We start from the raw sequence: 17,459 nt of genomic DNA, 5'->3' as shown, positions 1-17,459 counted from the left end.
TTATTGCATACTCCTTTCCAAATCTCTTTGCTCCATCCAGTCCTCAAATTCATCCCGACGGATCCTAACTCGACTGCCAACTTTTATTACTGTGAACTTTCCTTTATCCGCCCACTTGTTGATCATGCTTCTGCTGACCTTTGCCAGATAGGAAGCTTCATCAAAAGTAAGATACTTTATATTTCCATTGCTTCCTCGTATTCCGGTCTGTGATAATTTCTTCCGCCGGAAATTAGCCAGGGCAATATTTTGTTCCTGTGCAAGTTCTTCATAATCATTCGATGGATCCAGCTTATACCGATCCTGACCTTCCAGGAATTTTCGAAAACTCTCTTTTGTGATCCTTTTCTTTTCTGCAATCACAATGAATTCAAAAAAATGACTATACTTTGGATTATCAAGAATTGTATATACTGCGCTTCTGGTTGTTCCAAGCAGCTGTGCCATCTCAGGCATCGTAATTGTTGCATCTTCCAGAAGAGCGTCTTTTTTTCTGTCTTCCTTTGTTCGATACCGGGACTGGCTTTTATACCAGTTCTGAAAAGATTCTTTTGGTATTCGTTTCCAGTAATCGACAATAACAGCTTCCATTTGATTTTTCTTGAGTAAATCATAAACAAGATACTCATCAACACCCAACAGATCCGCAACTTCCTTAACGGAATAGGACCAGGATTTCAATTCTTTCCCTGGTTCTTCTCCGGTAACTTTATGGTATTTAATCTGATTGGCGTACCATTTTTCAAAGCTGGCAATATTGATTCGTATCTTTCCAGCAATCTCTTTAGATTCAAAAACATTTTTATGCACCAGCCAGTATCGATCTGTCTTTTTTAATCCCAGCAGCTTTCCCATTTCCGGCACGGTCATCCAGGTTCTCTTTTGTGTCGGACGCCGTTTGTAAGGACTGTCTTCTGATATCTTTGAAATGATCTCTTCAACATCGTCCATTTCCGGAACTTCTTTTTGTTTCATAATTGCTGTTGCCATTTATTCTTCACTTCCTGTCTTTTTTAGTGTTAGTTTTTTTTCTTATATCATATCTCAAATCCAGATAAAAATTTAGGATGTCGATTGCAGACAAAATCTGCCTGATCAACACCCTGTTTTTTATTGTTCCAAGTTATCGAGCCAGTCATCGAAACTCTTCTTAGAGATGCGATACTTTCCGCCATCCAACTGGATCCACCGGAATTCCTTTTTCTTTAAAAGGTTATAAATAGTAGGTCTGCTGACTCCTAAGATTTCCTGTAACTCTTGAACTGTATAACATCTTTTTTCTGACATTTCTTTATCCTCTTTTCTTTGAAATATGAAAGAAAAATTATCCCTTCATATAACGAAACGCTCAGAGCATGTTTTACAGTGGTCAAAAGCAAATTTTTTTACTTTTTTCTTACGAGTTTTCTTTAATGCAACTCGTAACATTAGATTTTTACATTTTTCATGAAATTAAGTAAAGAAAAAGAGCATATGGAATTGAATCCATACACTCTATGATTACTGGAACTTTATTTCATTTTTAAATTCAACAAACTAGAATTTAACTCTCCCATCTTGCAATTCTGATTCCCCAAACTCGAAATTCACCATATACAAATGCATCGCCGTTTGTCAGATGATATGTTTGTGAAAATCCTAAACTTCCATAATCAGCAATTTCATCCGCAGTTTGTGTGCTTCCAAGTGTTATAAGCGGACATTTTCCTGGGTCAGTGCTTCCAATCAAACGAAATCCCTCAATAGCAACAAAAATCCCCCAACAAATAAGAATACCTAAAACTGCTTTTAAAATTTTCTTTTTCATATTCACCACCCCACAAATACCGATTTTTCGTTCTCTGCGACTTCCCAATAAACGGGAAGTTGGTTACTTCTTGTAATTCATTTTCTTACTTAATACCCCAAACAAAGCCAATAAAAATATTCCAATTCCAAGCAATACGCCAGCCACTTTCATTAATTCATTGTTTGTATACTCTGTATCCGGAAGAATCCCATACTTGTAATAAGAATAACTAACATGGTCTGTGGTATATGCAGCTATGGAATCTCCTACATTATATTCCGAATATACAAATCCCGGTACTTGCATTCGCTTGTGATAATCATTCACTTTTCCATTGTTGTAGTAGAAGAAATAATTCCGAGATATCGTATCAGCCGAAGCAGCTTCAGCCCTTTTACCTGTAATCACAATATCCTCCATATAGTAATCTTCTCCCAGTACCATCTCTTCCATTTGTGTATTAAATGCTTTAGATGTCAAAAGTATATTTATCCAGACTGTAATGAAAGCTATACTTAAAATAATGAAACAAATCCAAAACAAAATTTTCTTTTGATTTCCAGTTAATATTTCTTTTGGTTCTTGGTGCTTAACCAATTTATTACTCATTCCATAATACCTCTAAAGTACTTTTTTCTTCTTCCTTCCCTTCGTCCAAGAAGTGTATCTCACTCAAAGAACTCGGTCAATCCCGATTGAGATTTCACCTGTTTTAAGAAATTTAATAACTGTTATATTTTATTATTAAATTCTTCGCAACCCCTTGAAAACACTGGATTTGTCGCAGGTGAGCTTTCCCTTATTATTTCCCTTGTGTTATATCGTCCCATCAGTGTTTATGCACTCTGATAAGGGCAAATACAAGGGCAAGAAAAATCTATAAGACAGTATAACACAAAATAAAAGTGACATGGTGAACTGATTGAAATGCTTCTTAATTTTTGCTACTACTGATTGATTAAATGATAAGGAGATGGGATACGATGAGAACAATATTTGCAGAATACAATCCACAGTGCAACAGCATTGATGTATATACTAATACGGGCTATATACTCCGTATTGATTGTTGGGAAGCAGAAAAAAATTTAAGAACCACACCTGGATCTGATTGTGCTTTGACATCGCTTGCAATCGATGAGCCATTAGAATATGCAAGGTTATATCTTGATGGGAATTTACAGATGTGGGTAGATGCTGAAGATTCATTAGAGTTATGATTATTCCAATCAAAATCTACTAGAATTTATTAAAAATTAGCTTCATAATTTAAAAGGACAGCCCTATTGCTATGAGGCTGTCCTTAAAAATACAATAGATAAACCTAGATTATTCTTGCTACTATCTGATTGTTAAATTTTCTGTATTCCATATTGCAAATCTCCCTTTTCGCAATATTTTATTAGTATGAATGCCAGAATCGCTGAAAAAACACGTGCCAATACCGTACTCCACCATATCATAATCTGTCCACCAAATAAAGGTGGTAAAACAAGCATAAATATCAGCATCAATACTGGTTCAATGAATGTAAGAATGTATGACAATCCACTTTTTTCAGTAGCATAAAATCCAGCTGTCGCTATTCTGGTAATCGCAACAAATGGTAATGACACTAAAAATATAGGTACAATTTTAGAAATCTCAATACTTACTTCATAAGAAGCTCCGAAAACCCCTCCAATATTTGCTCTGTTTACATACATGATAATTCCACCACAAACAGCAAGAATTATTGCAAAAATGTATGCCATTCTCTGAACTCCTCTCAGGCTTTCTTGATCCTTCTCACCATAAAAACGGCTCATTAAAGGTTGACTTCCATCACCTACGCCCTGCAATATGAGATATATGATACAGATAATATAGGATACACATGCATAAGTTGCAATAGCTTTTTCTCCCCCATAAGAAGCGGAGAATCGGTTTATAAACACCAATGAAATATTAGGAGTCAATGCTAGCCCAAATGGTGCAAGACCTACTCTGAATATAGCGCCACACATTTCTTTTACATTTTTTAAGGATACATACACATAAAACTTTTTATTATATAATGCGTATATGATTGCAATTGCTGCAGTCACACCCTGTCCGGCTATTGTAGCTGTGGCTGCACCTTTCATGCCCATTTCATATATCCATACAAAGATAAAATCCAGAACAATATTGGTTATGAATCCACCAACCATCGCAAACATTGACCAGAAAGAGTTTCCATAATTTCTAATGAATGGCATCATTCCAGTTCCAAGAATCTGCAATATTGCTCCAAGTGCTATAATTTTGATATAATCTGTCGCATTTGTTAATATAATTCCATCTGCTCCAAGCAATCCTAAAATTTTAGACGAAAAGGAGTAAATAATTATGGTACTGATAACACTTACTATTACAAGAAGCCACCAGCTTGTAGCAATAAATTCTTCTGCCCGTTTTCCTTTCTTTTCTGCTGCATTAATTGAGTAATAAACAGCTCCTCCCATACCAATTCCTGTTCCAAGAGCCTGAATCAAAGCCTCAATCGGATATGCAATATTAATAGCCGAAAGTCCAGCATCTCCTATGGTATTGCCTACAAAATATCCATCCACTATCGCATATATTCCTGATAATGCAAATGCTATAATAGATGGAATAACATATTTAAAAAATAATGATTTATGATTCATTTTTCTTACAATCTCCTTCCTTGAAAAGTCTGATAAACAGCTCTGTATTATCATTAAGACTTTCTATATTCTCTAATCCCATTTTTTCGATTACATATATTTCTTTTGAGTGCAGTTTTTCTATGATATCTTTCGTATATTCCATTCCTGATTCTGTGAGGCATATCAGCTTATTTCTCTTGTCTGAATCATCAGATACCATATTGATGTATCCTTTTTTCTGAAAATCTTTTAGTATCGTATTTACCGTTTGCTTAGGTATATTCCATTCTTCACTTATCATTTTCTGCGTGCATCTTCCATTACTTTCATAAAATGAATACAAAGCAAAAACTCCATTTGAAGACAGTCCCTGATCCTTTGACCATTCCTCATACATTGCTGTACATTCTTTCCATAAAGCATAATATCGTTGCAACTGTATTATCATATTATTATCTTTTCTCATCTTTTTCCTCCTTAAATTAGTACGAATCCGGACTTTTGTATTATAGTCCGAGTTCGTATTAATTGTCAAGATTTATTTATATACTTTTTCTTTATATAAACAATCAATAGTCCCTTACTAAGGACAGGAAGATTATGAAATTTCCCTGTCCTCTTTTAATAATATCCTCGTTCTTCCATCCAGTCTTTCACATAACATCTGATTCCAATATAAATAATATGCGACAGTAATAGCAATACAATAAGATTTATCGGATTAGCGTTTTTAATCCATTCTCCAAAGTAAATTACAACAGCTGTACTCGTTATCGCTACCACGATACTGATGATATCCCAACAATATTTCCGGTAGATTTTTCCTACCTGATAACCAATCCCGATTATCAGCCACCCGGTTATTACGAATAAAATTGCCATGACAGTACCGGCAATCAGCCAGTACACAATCCCGGAAAGAATACTGTTAGGTATTCCACTGCTTAACTGTCCGAAAGAGTCTGCACCTGTCACAAACTCCCGAAATAAACTTCCCATTCCTTTTCCTAACGCACCGAAAAAGACGATACAGTCGTTAAGGAAAACCGGCGAAAGAATCGCAGTAAACAGTGTTGTTGTTATGCTGTACCATGCCAGTAGAAACAAGATACTTTCATAACCAATCGTCATATTTTTATATTTCTTTTCTAACTGGCTTTTACGGCTATCGCATTTTTCTTTTGCTTTCCGGTAAGCAGTACGGTCACATTTTTCACATTTCTCATAAGGCACTTTTTTCTCAACAGCTACCTCTACCGTCTTTTGGTGTGTCTGTGCATAAAGTTTTTCCTGCTCTGCTTTTTCATACTTAAATTTCCATGCCACGGCTTCTGCGTCGGCTCTTTTCCTGCTGTCTGTCTCGCTGGTCAATCGTTCCTCTGTTTGCCTTAATCTTGTCCGCAATGCTTCGATATTCTCGGCTCTGTTTTCGCTGTTCAATTTCTCGTTCAAGGTCAGCGATTCGCTTAGCTGCCTGTTTAGTTCCTGGATTGTCTGGTCTTTCTGATCCAGTTCGTCCTGCATCTGTTCGGTCATCAGCAGAAGTTCTTCCACCTGCCCGACGTTCTCTAAGTTTCTGCATTCGCTCATCGATCTCCCTCGCTTTCTCTATCTGCTGTTTAAGGTCAGCAATTCGCTGTTCTGTTTCTGCAATAAGCTGTTCTCGTTGTTCAGCTTCTGCGTTAATTCCTGCCATTGCTGATTCTCGTTTTCCAACTGTTCGATTCTGGTTTTCTGTTGCTCGATCTGTGAGAGCAGTTCTTCTGTATCTGGCAAAAGATTTAGCAGCCTGGATAATTCGCTGTTTAAGCTTTTTAAACTCTGGTTCTGCTCCTGAAAAGACAGGAGCTGCCTGTCCCGTTCCTGCAATTCCTGTACCATCTCTGCCATAAGATTCTGCTGTTCCTCGATCTGGTTTATCATTGTCTCCATCATGGGAATGACTTCCCGGCTTTCTTCTAATGTCACGCAATCGCTCCTTCCATTGTGTTAATGCACTGGATACTTTTCCAAAAGAAATCTGTATTTTATCCAGCAGTGCATTTTGTCTTTTTATGATCTGGTTTTCCTCTACTTTCCATGAAGTAGAGGATGTCTGTCCGTTTTGAAATTTCTCGTCAATTTTTCTGGCATCTGCGCCCTCATGGATCGTCGGTATCTCTAATTTTCCCTGCCTTGCATAAGAACGATGGTCAATGTGATTTTCCGTTTTCAAATGTGCATTACAGACGTTTGCCCATTCGCTCCGCCATAGCTCACAATTTTTCGGATTGTTCCACCCGGTAGCATCGGTTAATACACGTTTCCACTGTTTGCGGTTCCTTGTCCCGACTTTCTGGACTCCATTTTCATCAAGTACGGGGATTCGGATTCCATGACGGTCAGGGTTCTTTTTATCCTGCCACCAGTCCGGATGGGATTCATCCACCACAATATTTCCATTTTCATCTCTGACAAACTCCCAATCCTTGATTTCTTTGTTACCCCATGAGTGGTCTGAATTGAATGGTCGCAACGTCACCAATAAATGCACATGGGGATTACCATCTCCTTTATCGTGGATACTCCAATCCGCACACATTCCCTTATCTACAAAGGTCTTTTGAATATATTCAGTTGTATAATCAATCTGTTCCTGTCGGCTCCATTCTTTCGGAAGTGAGAACTCAAATGACCTGCCGAGTTGTGCATCTGAACTTTTTTCTATCCTCAAGACTTCATTCCATAAACGCTGCTTCTGAAAAGTAAGTTTGAATTTTTCCAGTGCAGCATTTTGGTTATCTGCCCTTTTATATCGGACAGATTTCTGGAACCGTCTGATATTTTCAGCAGGTACATTCTGCCATTCCTGTGGTGCATTTTCACACATCAGCAGGCTGGTATAAACGACTTCTTTTTTTGAAGTATAGTAGCTGATCCTGCCTGTTTCTTCATTTTTCATCACATCGCCATTGAGATAAGCAGACGCCGATATGATGGATTTTCCTTTGCTGCGTCCAACAATCTTTACTGTATAATGAAAAATCGCCATGCTCCGTTTCCCCCATTCTGCCGTATCCGGCTTTGATTTCCGGCAGGTAACGTTTTTCCTAAAAGAAAATGGTATCTGCCGGAGCACCCTCTGCGTAAGAGTGCCCTGTGCATAACAGCCTGCATGGAATGTGCCCCTCTGGCGAAGAGTGCCTCCTGCGGCATGAGCAGGTCTGGCTGAAAGCCCCGCCGACGGAACGAGCCCGGCAAGCGTAAGCGCAGACCGGTTGCCACCTGTGGCAAACTTATACGGACGACCTCTGGTTGTCCATAAGTGCGCCCTTCATAAAAAAGCAATGAAGGGAATGGAAACTCCACTCCCTCCGGCATTACACTTCCTCCGTATTTGCAACTGGCTCTTTCTGCATTGCCTTTGAGAAGAATTTCCCATTTGCTTCCTGCCTTTTTAAGAAGCCGATCAGCTTTGGGATATCATCTTCCTCAATCGCAGAACCCAGTACCGATTCCACTGCACCGCCAATCTGGCAGAGCCTGTGTGTCCGTTTTTTGGTTTCCACATCTTTCTGACGTTTCTTCAGTTCCCGTTTCTGTGCTGCATACTGTTTTGCTTTCTCAAGGCTTTCCTGTTCTTTCTTTTCCAACTGGAGCATACGCTCCTCATAACTCTTTGTTGATCTTGCCATAAATATCATCGTCCTTTCTTTTTTTCCAAACATAAGTTTCCTGTTGTCTGTCAGACGAAGTACATGGTATAATCTGCTTGCGTGTAGGTATATCATGACTCCGGTCTGATAGAACCTTTGGCGGTTTCTTCGGGAACCGCTTTTTTAAGTTGAACCGTTTCTTGTGACTGCTTTCACATTTCCCTTATCCCTCAAGTCCCTGCCCTCGTTGGCTTCCATAAAAAGTTCCAGCATATCCGTTTTGATCAGGACTTTTCTCCCAACCTTCAATACCGGAAGTTTCTTCCACTCTACCAACTTTCGCAGGGTGTTCCTGCCAATTCCCGTATAATCAGCAGCTTCCTCAATAGATAAGGCAATCTTTCTTTGCGTCATATGACCACCTCCTTTCGAATTGCATTATGCAATTTCATTTGTGCTGTCAGTATAGCGTGTTTATATTGCTTTGTCAAGCATTATGAAATTTTTCTGCTTTTCTTAAAATTGCATATTGCAATATATTTTGTTGCGTGGTATAGTAATGACATACCGAAAAAGGAGCACATCAGCATGAAAGATAAAGAACTACGCAAGCTGATTGGCAGCAGGGCAAAACAGCGCCGTCTGGAATTAAATCTGACACAGCCTTATGTCGCAGAGAAGATGGGAGTTACCGCTTCCACAATCCTGCGTTATGAGAATGGTTCGATTGACAATACCAAAAAGATGGTACTGGAAGGTCTTTCGGAAGCACTTCATGTATCGATTGAATGGCTCAAAGGGGAAACCGATGAATATGAAACTGATATTACGGATAAGAAAGAATTGCAGATTCGTGATGCGATGGGCGACATTCTCAAACAGTTTCCTCTTGACCTCAATAAAACAGAAGACGCTTTTTCTAAAGACTTACTGCTGTTAATGTTAAAGCAATATGAACTGTTTCTGGATTCGTTTCAGTTCGCCTGTAAAAATTACAAAGGCAGTACCAAAGATGCGGACATTGCCAAAGTAATGGGATTTGAATCGAAAGATGAATATAATGAGATTATGTTTCTCAGGGAGATCACACATACTGTCAACGCATTTAATGATATGGCAGATGTTGTAAGGCTCTATTCAAAGAAACCGGAAGCGGCAGAACAAAGGCTTGCAAATCTTTTATCCGAAGTTATGTATGACGATTCTGAATCGGTATAGTAAGATAATCGGAGTTATGATACAATGAGCGCAAGCGAGTCAAGCTGTTTACAGATTTGACGAGCGGCGAATTGGCTTATGGACTTGTCCATAAGATGCCTACACGCAAGAAGCATTTCAGCAGTTCCGATTGTCTGATATCGAAAGGAGACATACGATTATGGCAAAAGGATCTGTTAGAAAAAAAGGAAAAAAATGGTACTATCGTTTCTATGTAGAAGATGCAAGCGGTAAAATGGTTCAGAAAGAATACGCCGGAACCGAAAGTAAAAGTGAGACGGAAAAGCTTCTCCGCAAGGCACTGGAAGACTACGAAGATAAGAAGTTTGTTGCAAAGGCAGATAATCTTACCGTAGGGGAACTTCTGGATATGTGGGCAGAAGAAGAACTGAAAACTGGGACACTCAGCAACGGTACAGTGGAAAATTATCTTGGTGCAATCCGATGTATCAAAAAACACCCGATTGCAGACCGCAAACTGAAAACAGTTACTGCCGAACATTTACAGGCATTTCTTGATCTGCTTACATTCGGTGGTGAGTTTCCAGACGGGAAAGTAAAAAAGGGATACAGCAAAGATTATATCCATTCTTTTTCCGCAGTGTTACAGCAGTCATTCCGTTTTGCAGTATTTCCAAAACAGTTAATCAGTTTCAATCCGATGCAGTATATTAAGCTGAAAAAGCAGGCAGAGGAAGTTGACCTCTTTTCCGATGATGAAGTGGAAGAAGGTACACAGCCGATTTCACATGAGGATTATGAACGGCTTATCCAATATCTGGAAAAGAAAAATCCACCTGCTATTCTTCCGATTCAAATTGCGTATTATGCCGGGCTCCGTATCGGGGAAACCTGTGGTCTTACATGGCAGGACATTAACCTTGAGGAACAATGCCTGACCATAAAACGCAGTATCCGCTACGACGGCATGAAACACAAAAATATTATCGGACCAACGAAACGGAAAAAAGTAAGGATTGTTGATTTTGGAGATACGCTGACTGAAATACTGAAAGCTGCCAGAAAAGAACAGCTCAAAAACCGGATGCAGTATGGCGAATTATATCACCGCAATTACTACAAAGAAGTGCATGTGAAAAACAGGGTATATTATGAATACTATCATCTTGACGGAACACAGGAAGTCCCGACAGATTACAAAGAAATCTCCTTTGTCTGCCTGCGACCAGATGGCTCTTTGGAACTGCCGAGTACACTCAGCATTGTATGCAGATCAGTGGCAAAGAAGCTGGAAGGATTTGAAGATTTCCATTTTCACCAGTTGCGTCACACTTATACCAGCAATCTGCTTTCCAATGGAGCTGCACCGAAAGATGTACAGGAACTGTTAGGACACTCTGATGTCAGTACCACAATGAATATTTACGCTCACTCAACAAGAAAAGCAAAACGGGATTCCGCAAGACTTCTTGATAAAGTAGCGAGCAATGCTTAACTAAAAATTTCCCTTATTTCCCTTGCGGATTCCGCATAAGGGCAAAAATAAGGGAAAATACATATCATTTCACTATTTAATGGGCTGAAAAGCCTGTAAAATAAGGAAAGTTCAGGAAATCTCTCCACAAATCCCGATTTGTTACTCACATGATATCATATTTTTTCTTCAATTGCATTTTCATTGAAAAAATCATTAAAACTTCCAATGTTTAATATAAATAAAGCAATATAGTTGCATCCCTACTCGTATTAAGAGCTGAAAAATAAATATAAATCCTATATTAATGAAGAAGGAATGGAAGAAAAAAGCATCTTTTGAATATAGAATACCTAATATATTTTGTACATTCAAATTATTTATTGGAAACAAATACAAAATTTTGTTACCTACCCCTGTTTTTATCATTTGCACCAGCAATAATGGTAATATATATACCCCTAATGAAACAGCTAATACTGACATAGATGAATGCATAAGAGCTGATATTAACAATGTTACACTCTCAACAAATCCAATACCAACTAATTGCATGACAAGAATTAAAAAGTATATTTGAATATGGTTATATTGCAAAGGGAAGTCAAATAATCCCAACGACAAATTTGTTTGTATGTCTGAATTCCATCCGCTCATATCATACATTGTAGAGAAAACACCTATGTTGACCAATTGAAAAATAATAAATAAACTCACTGTAATAATACTTGTCGCAATCAATTTAGCAAATATCATTTTGTTTCTTCCATATTTTGTAACTAACAGAATCTGATTGATATTTTTAGAATTATCATCTGAAAACACTATGGAAGATACCAATATTGTAATTATGGACAAAAGAGCATATATATATCCAAGTACTCGATATAAGTCTGTCCATGGAACATAATTTCCTAATGTCAAAGGAGTATCAAATTTTTTAAATCCAACCTCGTCCAATGAATATAAATCCACGTCTTCTATTGTTAATCTTTGGCCTTTATTAACCTGTTCAATCATTTCTGAATAAACATTTTCGGCATCTTTTGAAAAAAAAGTATCTCCCATTTCCCAATAAAATGGATAAAAAGGCTTATTAACAACTTTTTTCTCTTCATTCTCTTGGAAATTATTCATAGAATCAGACAGAATCATTTTAACTTTTTCATCTGTAAACTCTCCAGAATATTTTTCATCTATTATTACATCGAGGCTCTTTTCAAACCCCTTTTTCTTATTACTCGCTTCACTCATTGATAGCTGTGAATAGTGATACCCAACAAAAAAAATCCCCAGAAGGACTAAGCATCCTACAACAATCCCACCAAATACAGTTCGGTTTCTCAATATTTTCCCAAGTTCAAACTTAATTAGCGATGTCATACTCTCATTCCCCCTCTCTAAAATAAAACAAATACAAATCTTCTAAAACCGGATCAACTTGTTTCGCATTTGCAAAAGGTTTTTCCCTTGAAATAAGTCGAAGAACAACTCCGTCTTCTCCATATTTACGATTACTTACTGTATATACTTGCTCAATTCGATTTACTTCTTTTTCTGGAACCAGGCATTCCCATACACACTTGTTAATATCTTTCAACAAATATCTTATTGTGCCTGTATTTTCAATTCTACCTTTTTTTAGAATAATGATTTCATCTGCTATATATTCTATATCTGATACAATATGTGTAGACAATAATACTATTTTTTCTGATGCAAACGAACTTATCAGTTTTCTAAATTTAACTCGCTCTTTGGGATCGAGCCCTACCGTAGGTTCATCTAATATTAAAATTTCCGGATTATTAATCATTGCTTGAGCGATACCTAGTCTCTGTTTCATTCCGCCAGAATACTTTCTGATTTTTTTATTTTTCACATCATCTAAGCCAACCTGAATCAATAAATCTAAACATCTCTTTTTTGCTATTTTCCCATTTAAGCCTTTCAATGAAGCGATATACATCATAAAATTTAATCCTGTAAAATCAGGATAGTATCGAAAATCTTGTGGTAAGAATCCAAGAATCGAGCGATAATATTCTGCTTGCAGAGCAATATCTTTATGGTCATATTGTATATTTCCACAATTTGCTCTCATCAGTCCACAAATAATACGAAATAAAGTTGTTTTACCCGCCCCATTAGCACCTAATATTCCGTAAATTCCAGGAGTAAATCGATACGACACATCATCAAGCACAGTTACATTCCCATATTGTTTTGTTATATTATTAATAGTTAATTCCATACTGAAGCTACCTCCCATTTGATTATTTTAGTTTGAGAATATAAGATAATCCCTAATATTGTCGTTGTAATGAAATATGCTATTCCCCAATAAAGCATTCGGATTTCATATATTTTAAAGATATTTGCAATTAAAATAACTGCGACACAAATACTTCCCGATATACACCATAGGAAATAATTATGTAATTGCTTTCTCCATATAGTTATAAGCGAAAATAAAATAATGCAAACAATATTGTATGGAACAAGTACATAGACTAATATCTGATACAAAGGCAAAGATACTATAGATTTAGTCATAAGAGAAAGCAAAATAACAATTACCATATCAATAATGCCAAAAATCAATAATTTCATCATAATATGTTGTCGCAAATCATATTTGAATGTCTGTTCCAATTCCCACATTCCTGTAGTAAAACTTTTGAATAATTCATCTAAAAAAAATAAAGCCGAAATGAATATTACACCTGTAATGCATAACATTATTTCACTTATCGGCTGTAAATTTTTAAAATTTAATGCCATAGTTATCCCTGATAGAAAGATGAATAATTGAATTATCCAAGTATGAACATGTATGAAGCGAAAAGTTGACAGGAATAGCTCAAAGTAAGAATGTCGACTCATTTCAAGTCTAATCATTATTTCATATCCTAATTCGATGGTTTTTTCACGTCCTTCTATATCACCTTCTAATTTATAACCAGCCAATTTCGATATAATATCTTTTTTATCCATCATAAAATTCCTCTCTTTCTAAAACTTTTTCTAATTTTCTAAGGCCTTGATAAATACGTGACTGTACAGTAGATACCCCCACGCCAGTAATTGTCGCAATATCTTTTACCTTTAAATCGTGATAATACCGTAGTATCACAACCTCTCGTTGTATTTCAGGAAGTAAATCAAGTGCTTTTTGAACCGTTTCTTTTCTCTCATCATGTAATATTTCATCAATCAATGAAGTGTCTAAATCAGTTGTAAAATTATCTGTGAGTTCTATTTGCTCAATATGTCTTTTTTTCAAATAATTATTGCAAGTATTGACAGCCATAGTGTATAGATAATTTTGAAATTTTCCTATGAATCGGTATCTAGGTAAACTTTCTACCAATTTTAAAAAAATATCCTGTGTTAAATCAGAAGCTATATCGCAGTCTCCATAACATCTGCGAACACAATAAAAATACACACTATCATAATATTTATGTACTAAAATATCCCATGCATCAGGATCTCCCATCTTAATTTTGTTTATTATCATCCAGTCTTGTATCATATCCATCACTTTTCTCTTAATTATTCTTCTCTATATATAAACAACTAACCTTAACAAATCATTTAAAAACACAAAAACTTTTTATATTTTTTTACAATATGATAAACTATTCTTCCCCTCATGAGCAAGGGATTAGGAGTTCCCTGTGGCGGTTAGTATGCAGTAGTTCGATTATCCTGTAAGCGTGAGTTTTCCAAACTTATCGGATTCTTGGTAGTTGCCTTAGTAGCCGTTGGTCTTGTATTCAATGCGTCCGGCGTAAAAGATGTATTGTTACAGTTATTCAATAAGATTATTGGAGCATAAAATTAGTATTGCTATTGTGCGGACATTTGCATATAATAAAGATAGATGGAAATACTACTCACGAAAGGAGATGTTTTATATGGCTACAAAATCAGCAAATTTATATGCAAGGATTGAACCAGATGTCAAAGAAAAAGCAGAAAGTATCCTGTCTACACTTGGTATCCCTGCTTCCAGTGCTATCAATATGTTTTATAAACAGATTATCTTACAGAGAGGACTTCCGTTTGAAGTAAAAATACCATCTGACAGACCTGTTGATATCAGCACATTATCAGAAGCAGAGTTCAATGAAGAATTGGAGAAAGGATATGCGGATATGCAGGCTGGACGGACAAAAAATGCGAAGAAAGCATTTGCTGACATTCGCAAGGATTATGGCTTATGATATATGAAGTAGAATTATCCGAACAGGCTGACAGTGATTTGAGAGGGATTTTTGAATATATTTCTTTTGAATTACAATCGCCGGAAAATGCAAGCGGACAGCTTGACCGTCTGGAAGAACAGATATTAAGTCTGGATACGATGCCGGAGCGTTATCGAAAATATGAAAAAGAACCGTGGAAAAGTCGTGGACTTCGTGTATTACCAGTAGACAATTATGTGGTACTTTATATTCCAGACAGCGATAAAAAAGTTGTAACAATACTTAGAGTAATGTATGCCGGACGGGACATAGACAATCAGTTAAATCTCCACACAAAGCAATAAAGGATATGATTTAAAGCAGCCTTTCATTTATGATCGACTGCTTTTTTCATATTCAAAATTAAAAAGAAAGGGCTGAATTACGATGGAAGAATGTAGCGTATTGATTGAAACGACCAAATCAGCAGAGGATAACACCGAATTGCTGAACTGGAACAGCAGATAGAGAAAGGACGTGATATAGATGAACGAATCCAGAGAATTAAAGAACGCCGAACAGTTGGAAGAGCTTCTGCTCCTGACCGAGGAGATACAAGAAGAACTGGAACAGAAAGACCAGCTTATCGTGGAACTGAAGACGCAGCTCAACGAATCTCTGATCTTGAACGAGAAATTAAACAAAGAGAACAGAGCCGGGAATATTCAAGCATTAAAGAACGACTTGAAGCTGGCAGACAGAGCATTGCGGAACGAGAAAGAGAAGCTGCGAAGCGCAAACGTCATGATCGGGGAATATCAAAATAAAATACGCTGTTTAACACAACAACGGGATTATGCCCGGACACATCAGAAAATCGTAGAGATACCGGTAGAAAAGCCGGTACTCTATGAAAAATGTGAATCCTGTGACCGGACAGCCTATCAGAATGAAAAAGCGAAATACGGAACACAAAAAGAGCGACTTGCCGGACAGTATAAAGCAAAAACGGTAATGTTCCAAACAACCTTGTTCCTTCTTGCATGGTATTCGCTGACAACCACTCTTTTTCAGGCAGTACAGTCCGATGTGTTCCTTTCCGATTGTAAATCATTCTTCCATGATGCAGCGTCATTCCTACAAACTTTTATCGGTTGGACAATTGATGCCGGGCAATCTGTGGCACAGATTAGCACAAAAATTCCAAATCCTTTTATAGCCGGAATGGTATATTGGTTATTTCTGATATTGGTTGTCGGAATATGTGTGGCAGGGACAGGGATACTGGCGATACTGATAGAAATAAAGGTTATAGAATTATATAAGAAAAACTGTTGGGATGTTATTACTCTACTGATGATACTGACAAGTACTGCTGTCATCATTTATTTTGGAGAAGCAATTAAAAAAGCACTTTCCGTAAATCTTCTATTGCTTTTCGTACTTTCTCAGGGAGTATATCTTGGAATCAGATGTTATTTGAAAAATCGGTTAGGTACCAAGCAATATTGGTGAAAACATGCTAAAAAACGTATAATAGCAGGGGATAAAACATCGTCCCCTACTATTATATAAACAGCGAAGTTTTACCCATCTCTCTCTTTTGAAAGATTCGCTACTTGTGGAACCGAGATATAAGGTTTCGCCTGTGTTCTTTGGTGTATCACTACCACATTTCTCTGTACCGATGTAATCTTTCTGCATACGGAAGCAAGAGATACAATATTCCTTATTTTAAAACATAATTACAATTCCTGTTTGACAAGAACGATCATCATAGAAGGATTGTATTTGTCCCCACTCATAATAATATTCGACGCCTGTCATACTCTTTTTACTGGGAGTACCTAAGCATTTCCTTAAAAACCTATTATTTTCTTCTTGCAACTTTTCTAAGACTGTACCATTCATTGTCTCATATTTCGTAGAATACTTTTTGTCTGCTCGAACCAATTCAATCTTTTTTACTTTTCCATGTCTTCCATAGATTGTAACATAAAACTTCTTATAAAGCCATTTTAAAGGTTTCTTAGAAATCAATATTGTATAAGAATACTCTGTTTGAGCAATCTTAAAATCAATTTCTTTAAATAGGGAAATACTTCCTTTGGGAGTAATTTTATATCCCCCTATTTTTAACATATCTTCCTTTAGCTCATCCTTTATTTGGATAATCTCCATACTTACTATAAAAACAACATAGCCTTCACACACTACAACGGTAACTATTTTTGCCCATAGCACATCTGGAACAAACATGTTCCAAGCTATAACAGGAAGCAAAGCTACTCCTACCGCAGTCACCAGTAGAAGCACCCTCCAAATATAATTTTTCTTTCTTTTTCCTTCATTAGTTAAATTTTCATCATAATAAAGATGACCTGGGGCTTCGAATGAGTTTAATAGAAATTCCTTTAAAAATGACACCAGAACCGCTCCCCAAGAAGATTTCTTTTGTTCCTTCATATTACCCAATCTCCTCTGCTATATGATTATTTTTCATTCTATTTTTTACTTAACTTATACATTAGCAAG

At 36.8% G+C, this 17,459-nt stretch carries 22 protein-coding genes and 1 pseudogene; 7 read left to right on the top strand and 16 right to left on the bottom strand.

Annotation, left to right across the window (positions count from 1 at the left end; all coding sequences use genetic code 11):
* From DW904_RS12835 to DW904_RS12820, 4 genes are all read right to left on the bottom strand, one after another.
* Entirely contained in the window at positions 1 to 990 is a 990-nt protein-coding gene (locus tag DW904_RS12835) for a helix-turn-helix domain-containing protein (RefSeq protein WP_044954635.1), read from the bottom strand.
* Between the two features lie 120 nt (positions 991 to 1,110).
* Positions 1,111 to 1,287, bottom strand: a complete 177-nt coding sequence (locus DW904_RS12830) for a helix-turn-helix domain-containing protein (RefSeq protein ID WP_003864535.1) — start codon at positions 1,285 to 1,287, stop codon at positions 1,111 to 1,113.
* A gap of 256 nt (positions 1,288 to 1,543) precedes the next feature.
* Positions 1,544 to 1,807: a hypothetical protein gene (locus DW904_RS12825; RefSeq protein WP_029471584.1), complete on the bottom strand. Its 264-nt coding sequence runs from the start codon at positions 1,805 to 1,807 to the stop codon at positions 1,544 to 1,546.
* Positions 1,808 to 1,870: 63 nt separating this feature from the next.
* Positions 1,871 to 2,398: a hypothetical protein gene (locus DW904_RS12820; protein ID WP_029471585.1), complete on the bottom strand. Its 528-nt coding sequence runs from the start codon at positions 2,396 to 2,398 to the stop codon at positions 1,871 to 1,873.
* 374 nt (positions 2,399 to 2,772) lie between these two features.
* On the opposite strand from DW904_RS12820, the gene DW904_RS12815 reads away from it, so the two are divergent.
* A complete protein-coding gene (locus tag DW904_RS12815) occupies positions 2,773 to 3,009 on the top strand; it encodes a DUF6061 family protein (RefSeq protein ID WP_002578301.1) in 237 nt (78 codons plus the stop codon).
* A gap of 132 nt (positions 3,010 to 3,141) precedes the next feature.
* Here DW904_RS12815 and DW904_RS12810 read toward each other — a convergent pair whose 3' ends face one another.
* From DW904_RS12810 to DW904_RS12780, 7 genes are all read right to left on the bottom strand, one after another.
* Complete coding sequence (locus DW904_RS12810) at positions 3,142 to 4,461, bottom strand: MATE family efflux transporter (RefSeq protein ID WP_002595210.1); 1,320 nt, start codon at positions 4,459 to 4,461, stop codon at positions 3,142 to 3,144.
* A complete protein-coding gene (locus DW904_RS12805; protein WP_002595211.1) occupies positions 4,451 to 4,909 on the bottom strand; it encodes a MarR family transcriptional regulator in 459 nt (152 codons plus the stop codon). The genes DW904_RS12810 and DW904_RS12805 overlap by 11 nt, the downstream gene beginning before the upstream one ends.
* A gap of 155 nt (positions 4,910 to 5,064) precedes the next feature.
* Positions 5,065 to 5,814 carry a DUF6040 family protein gene (locus DW904_RS12800; protein ID WP_009243742.1) on the bottom strand — a complete coding sequence of 250 codons (750 nt, stop codon included), beginning with the start codon at positions 5,812 to 5,814 and terminating at the stop codon, positions 5,065 to 5,067.
* A complete protein-coding gene (locus DW904_RS12795; protein WP_109214826.1) occupies positions 5,753 to 7,474 on the bottom strand; it encodes a MobA/MobL family protein in 1,722 nt (573 codons plus the stop codon). Before DW904_RS12795 ends, DW904_RS12800 begins: the two co-directional genes overlap by 62 nt.
* Positions 7,450 to 7,803: a hypothetical protein gene (locus DW904_RS25635; protein ID WP_058692446.1), complete on the bottom strand. Its 354-nt coding sequence runs from the start codon at positions 7,801 to 7,803 to the stop codon at positions 7,450 to 7,452. Before DW904_RS25635 ends, DW904_RS12795 begins: the two co-directional genes overlap by 25 nt.
* Positions 7,803 to 8,117, bottom strand: a complete 315-nt coding sequence (locus tag DW904_RS12785) for a DUF3847 domain-containing protein (RefSeq protein WP_002578306.1) — start codon at positions 8,115 to 8,117, stop codon at positions 7,803 to 7,805. Before DW904_RS12785 ends, DW904_RS25635 begins: the two co-directional genes overlap by 1 nt.
* 144 nt (positions 8,118 to 8,261) lie before the next feature.
* Positions 8,262 to 8,492, bottom strand: a complete 231-nt coding sequence (locus DW904_RS12780; protein ID WP_002578307.1) for a helix-turn-helix domain-containing protein — start codon at positions 8,490 to 8,492, stop codon at positions 8,262 to 8,264.
* 174 nt (positions 8,493 to 8,666) lie between these two features.
* On the opposite strand from DW904_RS12780, the gene DW904_RS12775 reads away from it, so the two are divergent.
* Positions 8,667 to 9,296 carry a helix-turn-helix transcriptional regulator gene (locus tag DW904_RS12775; protein WP_009243739.1) on the top strand — a complete coding sequence of 210 codons (630 nt, stop codon included), beginning with the start codon at positions 8,667 to 8,669 and terminating at the stop codon, positions 9,294 to 9,296.
* Positions 9,297 to 9,456: 160 nt separating this feature from the next.
* Complete coding sequence (locus DW904_RS12770) at positions 9,457 to 10,752, top strand: tyrosine-type recombinase/integrase (protein WP_009321335.1); 1,296 nt, start codon at positions 9,457 to 9,459, stop codon at positions 10,750 to 10,752.
* 195 nt (positions 10,753 to 10,947) lie between these two features.
* Here the strand turns inward: DW904_RS12770 and DW904_RS12765 are convergent, their stop codons facing one another.
* The 4 genes from DW904_RS12765 to DW904_RS12750 are packed head-to-tail and all read right to left on the bottom strand — an operon-like array spanning position 10,948 to position 14,275.
* The gene (locus DW904_RS12765; RefSeq protein WP_005334758.1) at positions 10,948 to 12,114 is read right to left on the bottom strand and encodes an ABC transporter permease subunit; all 1,167 of its coding nucleotides are present in this window, start codon (positions 12,112 to 12,114) and stop codon (positions 10,948 to 10,950) included.
* Between the two features lie 4 nt (positions 12,115 to 12,118).
* Positions 12,119 to 12,985 (bottom strand): ABC transporter ATP-binding protein, encoded by an 867-nt coding sequence (locus tag DW904_RS12760; protein WP_005334760.1) that lies wholly within the window; start codon positions 12,983 to 12,985, stop codon positions 12,119 to 12,121.
* Positions 12,976 to 13,731, bottom strand: coding sequence for a hypothetical protein (locus tag DW904_RS12755; protein ID WP_005334761.1), 756 nt, complete (start codon positions 13,729 to 13,731; stop codon positions 12,976 to 12,978). Before DW904_RS12755 ends, DW904_RS12760 begins: the two co-directional genes overlap by 10 nt.
* Positions 13,721 to 14,275, bottom strand: coding sequence for an RNA polymerase sigma factor (locus tag DW904_RS12750; RefSeq protein ID WP_005334762.1), 555 nt, complete (start codon positions 14,273 to 14,275; stop codon positions 13,721 to 13,723). Before DW904_RS12750 ends, DW904_RS12755 begins: the two co-directional genes overlap by 11 nt.
* A gap of 379 nt (positions 14,276 to 14,654) precedes the next feature.
* Here DW904_RS12750 and DW904_RS12745 point away from each other — a divergent pair, with 379 nt between their 5' ends.
* The 4 genes and pseudogenes from DW904_RS12745 to DW904_RS12730 all read left to right on the top strand — a co-directional run bounded on the left by DW904_RS12745 (position 14,655) and on the right by DW904_RS12730 (position 16,439).
* Positions 14,655 to 14,963, top strand: a complete 309-nt coding sequence (locus tag DW904_RS12745) for a type II toxin-antitoxin system RelB/DinJ family antitoxin (RefSeq protein WP_029471590.1) — start codon at positions 14,655 to 14,657, stop codon at positions 14,961 to 14,963.
* Positions 14,960 to 15,289, top strand: a complete 330-nt coding sequence (locus DW904_RS12740) for a type II toxin-antitoxin system RelE/ParE family toxin (protein WP_005334765.1) — start codon at positions 14,960 to 14,962, stop codon at positions 15,287 to 15,289. Before DW904_RS12745 ends, DW904_RS12740 begins: the two co-directional genes overlap by 4 nt.
* 132 nt (positions 15,290 to 15,421) lie before the next feature.
* Positions 15,422 to 15,751: pseudogene (locus DW904_RS12735) on the top strand (conjugal transfer protein); the annotation flags it as partial.
* Positions 15,729 to 16,439 carry a DUF6040 family protein gene (locus DW904_RS12730; protein WP_008369915.1) on the top strand — a complete coding sequence of 237 codons (711 nt, stop codon included), beginning with the start codon at positions 15,729 to 15,731 and terminating at the stop codon, positions 16,437 to 16,439. The pseudogene DW904_RS12735 and the gene DW904_RS12730, both read left to right, overlap by 23 nt.
* A gap of 219 nt (positions 16,440 to 16,658) precedes the next feature.
* On the opposite strand, the gene DW904_RS12720 is transcribed toward DW904_RS12730, so the two are convergent.
* Positions 16,659 to 17,390 carry a hypothetical protein gene (locus DW904_RS12720; protein ID WP_005334769.1) on the bottom strand — a complete coding sequence of 244 codons (732 nt, stop codon included), beginning with the start codon at positions 17,388 to 17,390 and terminating at the stop codon, positions 16,659 to 16,661.
* Positions 17,391 to 17,459 lie beyond the last annotated feature (69 nt).

This window comes from Ruminococcus sp. AM42-11, from assembly GCF_003480145.1.
GTDB classification, from domain to species: domain Bacteria; phylum Bacillota; class Clostridia; order Lachnospirales; family Lachnospiraceae; genus Blautia_A; species Blautia_A faecis.
The sequence above is the reverse complement of the archived record's forward strand: the minus strand, read 5'-3'. Positions and strand labels throughout refer to the sequence as shown.

Excerpts from the sequence above, each read along its gene's own strand:
- DW904_RS12730 (WP_008369915.1), top strand. The coding sequence starts at position 15,729 with ATGATCGGGGAATATCAAAATAAAATACGCTGTTTAACACAACAACGG.
- DW904_RS12765 (WP_005334758.1), bottom strand. The coding sequence starts at position 12,114 with ATGACATCGCTAATTAAGTTTGAACTTGGGAAAATATTGAGAAACCGA.
- DW904_RS12810 (WP_002595210.1), bottom strand. The coding sequence starts at position 4,461 with ATGAATCATAAATCATTATTTTTTAAATATGTTATTCCATCTATTATA.
- DW904_RS12740 (WP_005334765.1), top strand. The coding sequence starts at position 14,960 with ATGATATATGAAGTAGAATTATCCGAACAGGCTGACAGTGATTTGAGA.
- DW904_RS12785 (WP_002578306.1), bottom strand. The coding sequence starts at position 8,117 with ATGGCAAGATCAACAAAGAGTTATGAGGAGCGTATGCTCCAGTTGGAA.
- DW904_RS12835 (WP_044954635.1), bottom strand. The coding sequence starts at position 990 with ATGGCAACAGCAATTATGAAACAAAAAGAAGTTCCGGAAATGGACGAT.
- DW904_RS12820 (WP_029471585.1), bottom strand. The coding sequence starts at position 2,398 with ATGAGTAATAAATTGGTTAAGCACCAAGAACCAAAAGAAATATTAACT.
- DW904_RS12750 (WP_005334762.1), bottom strand. The coding sequence starts at position 14,275 with ATGGATATGATACAAGACTGGATGATAATAAACAAAATTAAGATGGGA.
- DW904_RS12780 (WP_002578307.1), bottom strand. The coding sequence starts at position 8,492 with ATGACGCAAAGAAAGATTGCCTTATCTATTGAGGAAGCTGCTGATTAT.
- DW904_RS25635 (WP_058692446.1), bottom strand. The coding sequence starts at position 7,803 with ATGCCGGAGGGAGTGGAGTTTCCATTCCCTTCATTGCTTTTTTATGAA.
- DW904_RS12760 (WP_005334760.1), bottom strand. The coding sequence starts at position 12,985 with ATGGAATTAACTATTAATAATATAACAAAACAATATGGGAATGTAACT.
- DW904_RS12795 (WP_109214826.1), bottom strand. The coding sequence starts at position 7,474 with ATGGCGATTTTTCATTATACAGTAAAGATTGTTGGACGCAGCAAAGGA.
- DW904_RS12775 (WP_009243739.1), top strand. The coding sequence starts at position 8,667 with ATGAAAGATAAAGAACTACGCAAGCTGATTGGCAGCAGGGCAAAACAG.
- DW904_RS12815 (WP_002578301.1), top strand. The coding sequence starts at position 2,773 with ATGAGAACAATATTTGCAGAATACAATCCACAGTGCAACAGCATTGAT.
- DW904_RS12770 (WP_009321335.1), top strand. The coding sequence starts at position 9,457 with ATGGCAAAAGGATCTGTTAGAAAAAAAGGAAAAAAATGGTACTATCGT.
- DW904_RS12720 (WP_005334769.1), bottom strand. The coding sequence starts at position 17,390 with ATGAAGGAACAAAAGAAATCTTCTTGGGGAGCGGTTCTGGTGTCATTT.
- DW904_RS12825 (WP_029471584.1), bottom strand. The coding sequence starts at position 1,807 with ATGAAAAAGAAAATTTTAAAAGCAGTTTTAGGTATTCTTATTTGTTGG.
- DW904_RS12745 (WP_029471590.1), top strand. The coding sequence starts at position 14,655 with ATGGCTACAAAATCAGCAAATTTATATGCAAGGATTGAACCAGATGTC.
- DW904_RS12830 (WP_003864535.1), bottom strand. The coding sequence starts at position 1,287 with ATGTCAGAAAAAAGATGTTATACAGTTCAAGAGTTACAGGAAATCTTA.
- DW904_RS12755 (WP_005334761.1), bottom strand. The coding sequence starts at position 13,731 with ATGATGGATAAAAAAGATATTATATCGAAATTGGCTGGTTATAAATTA.
- DW904_RS12805 (WP_002595211.1), bottom strand. The coding sequence starts at position 4,909 with ATGAGAAAAGATAATAATATGATAATACAGTTGCAACGATATTATGCT.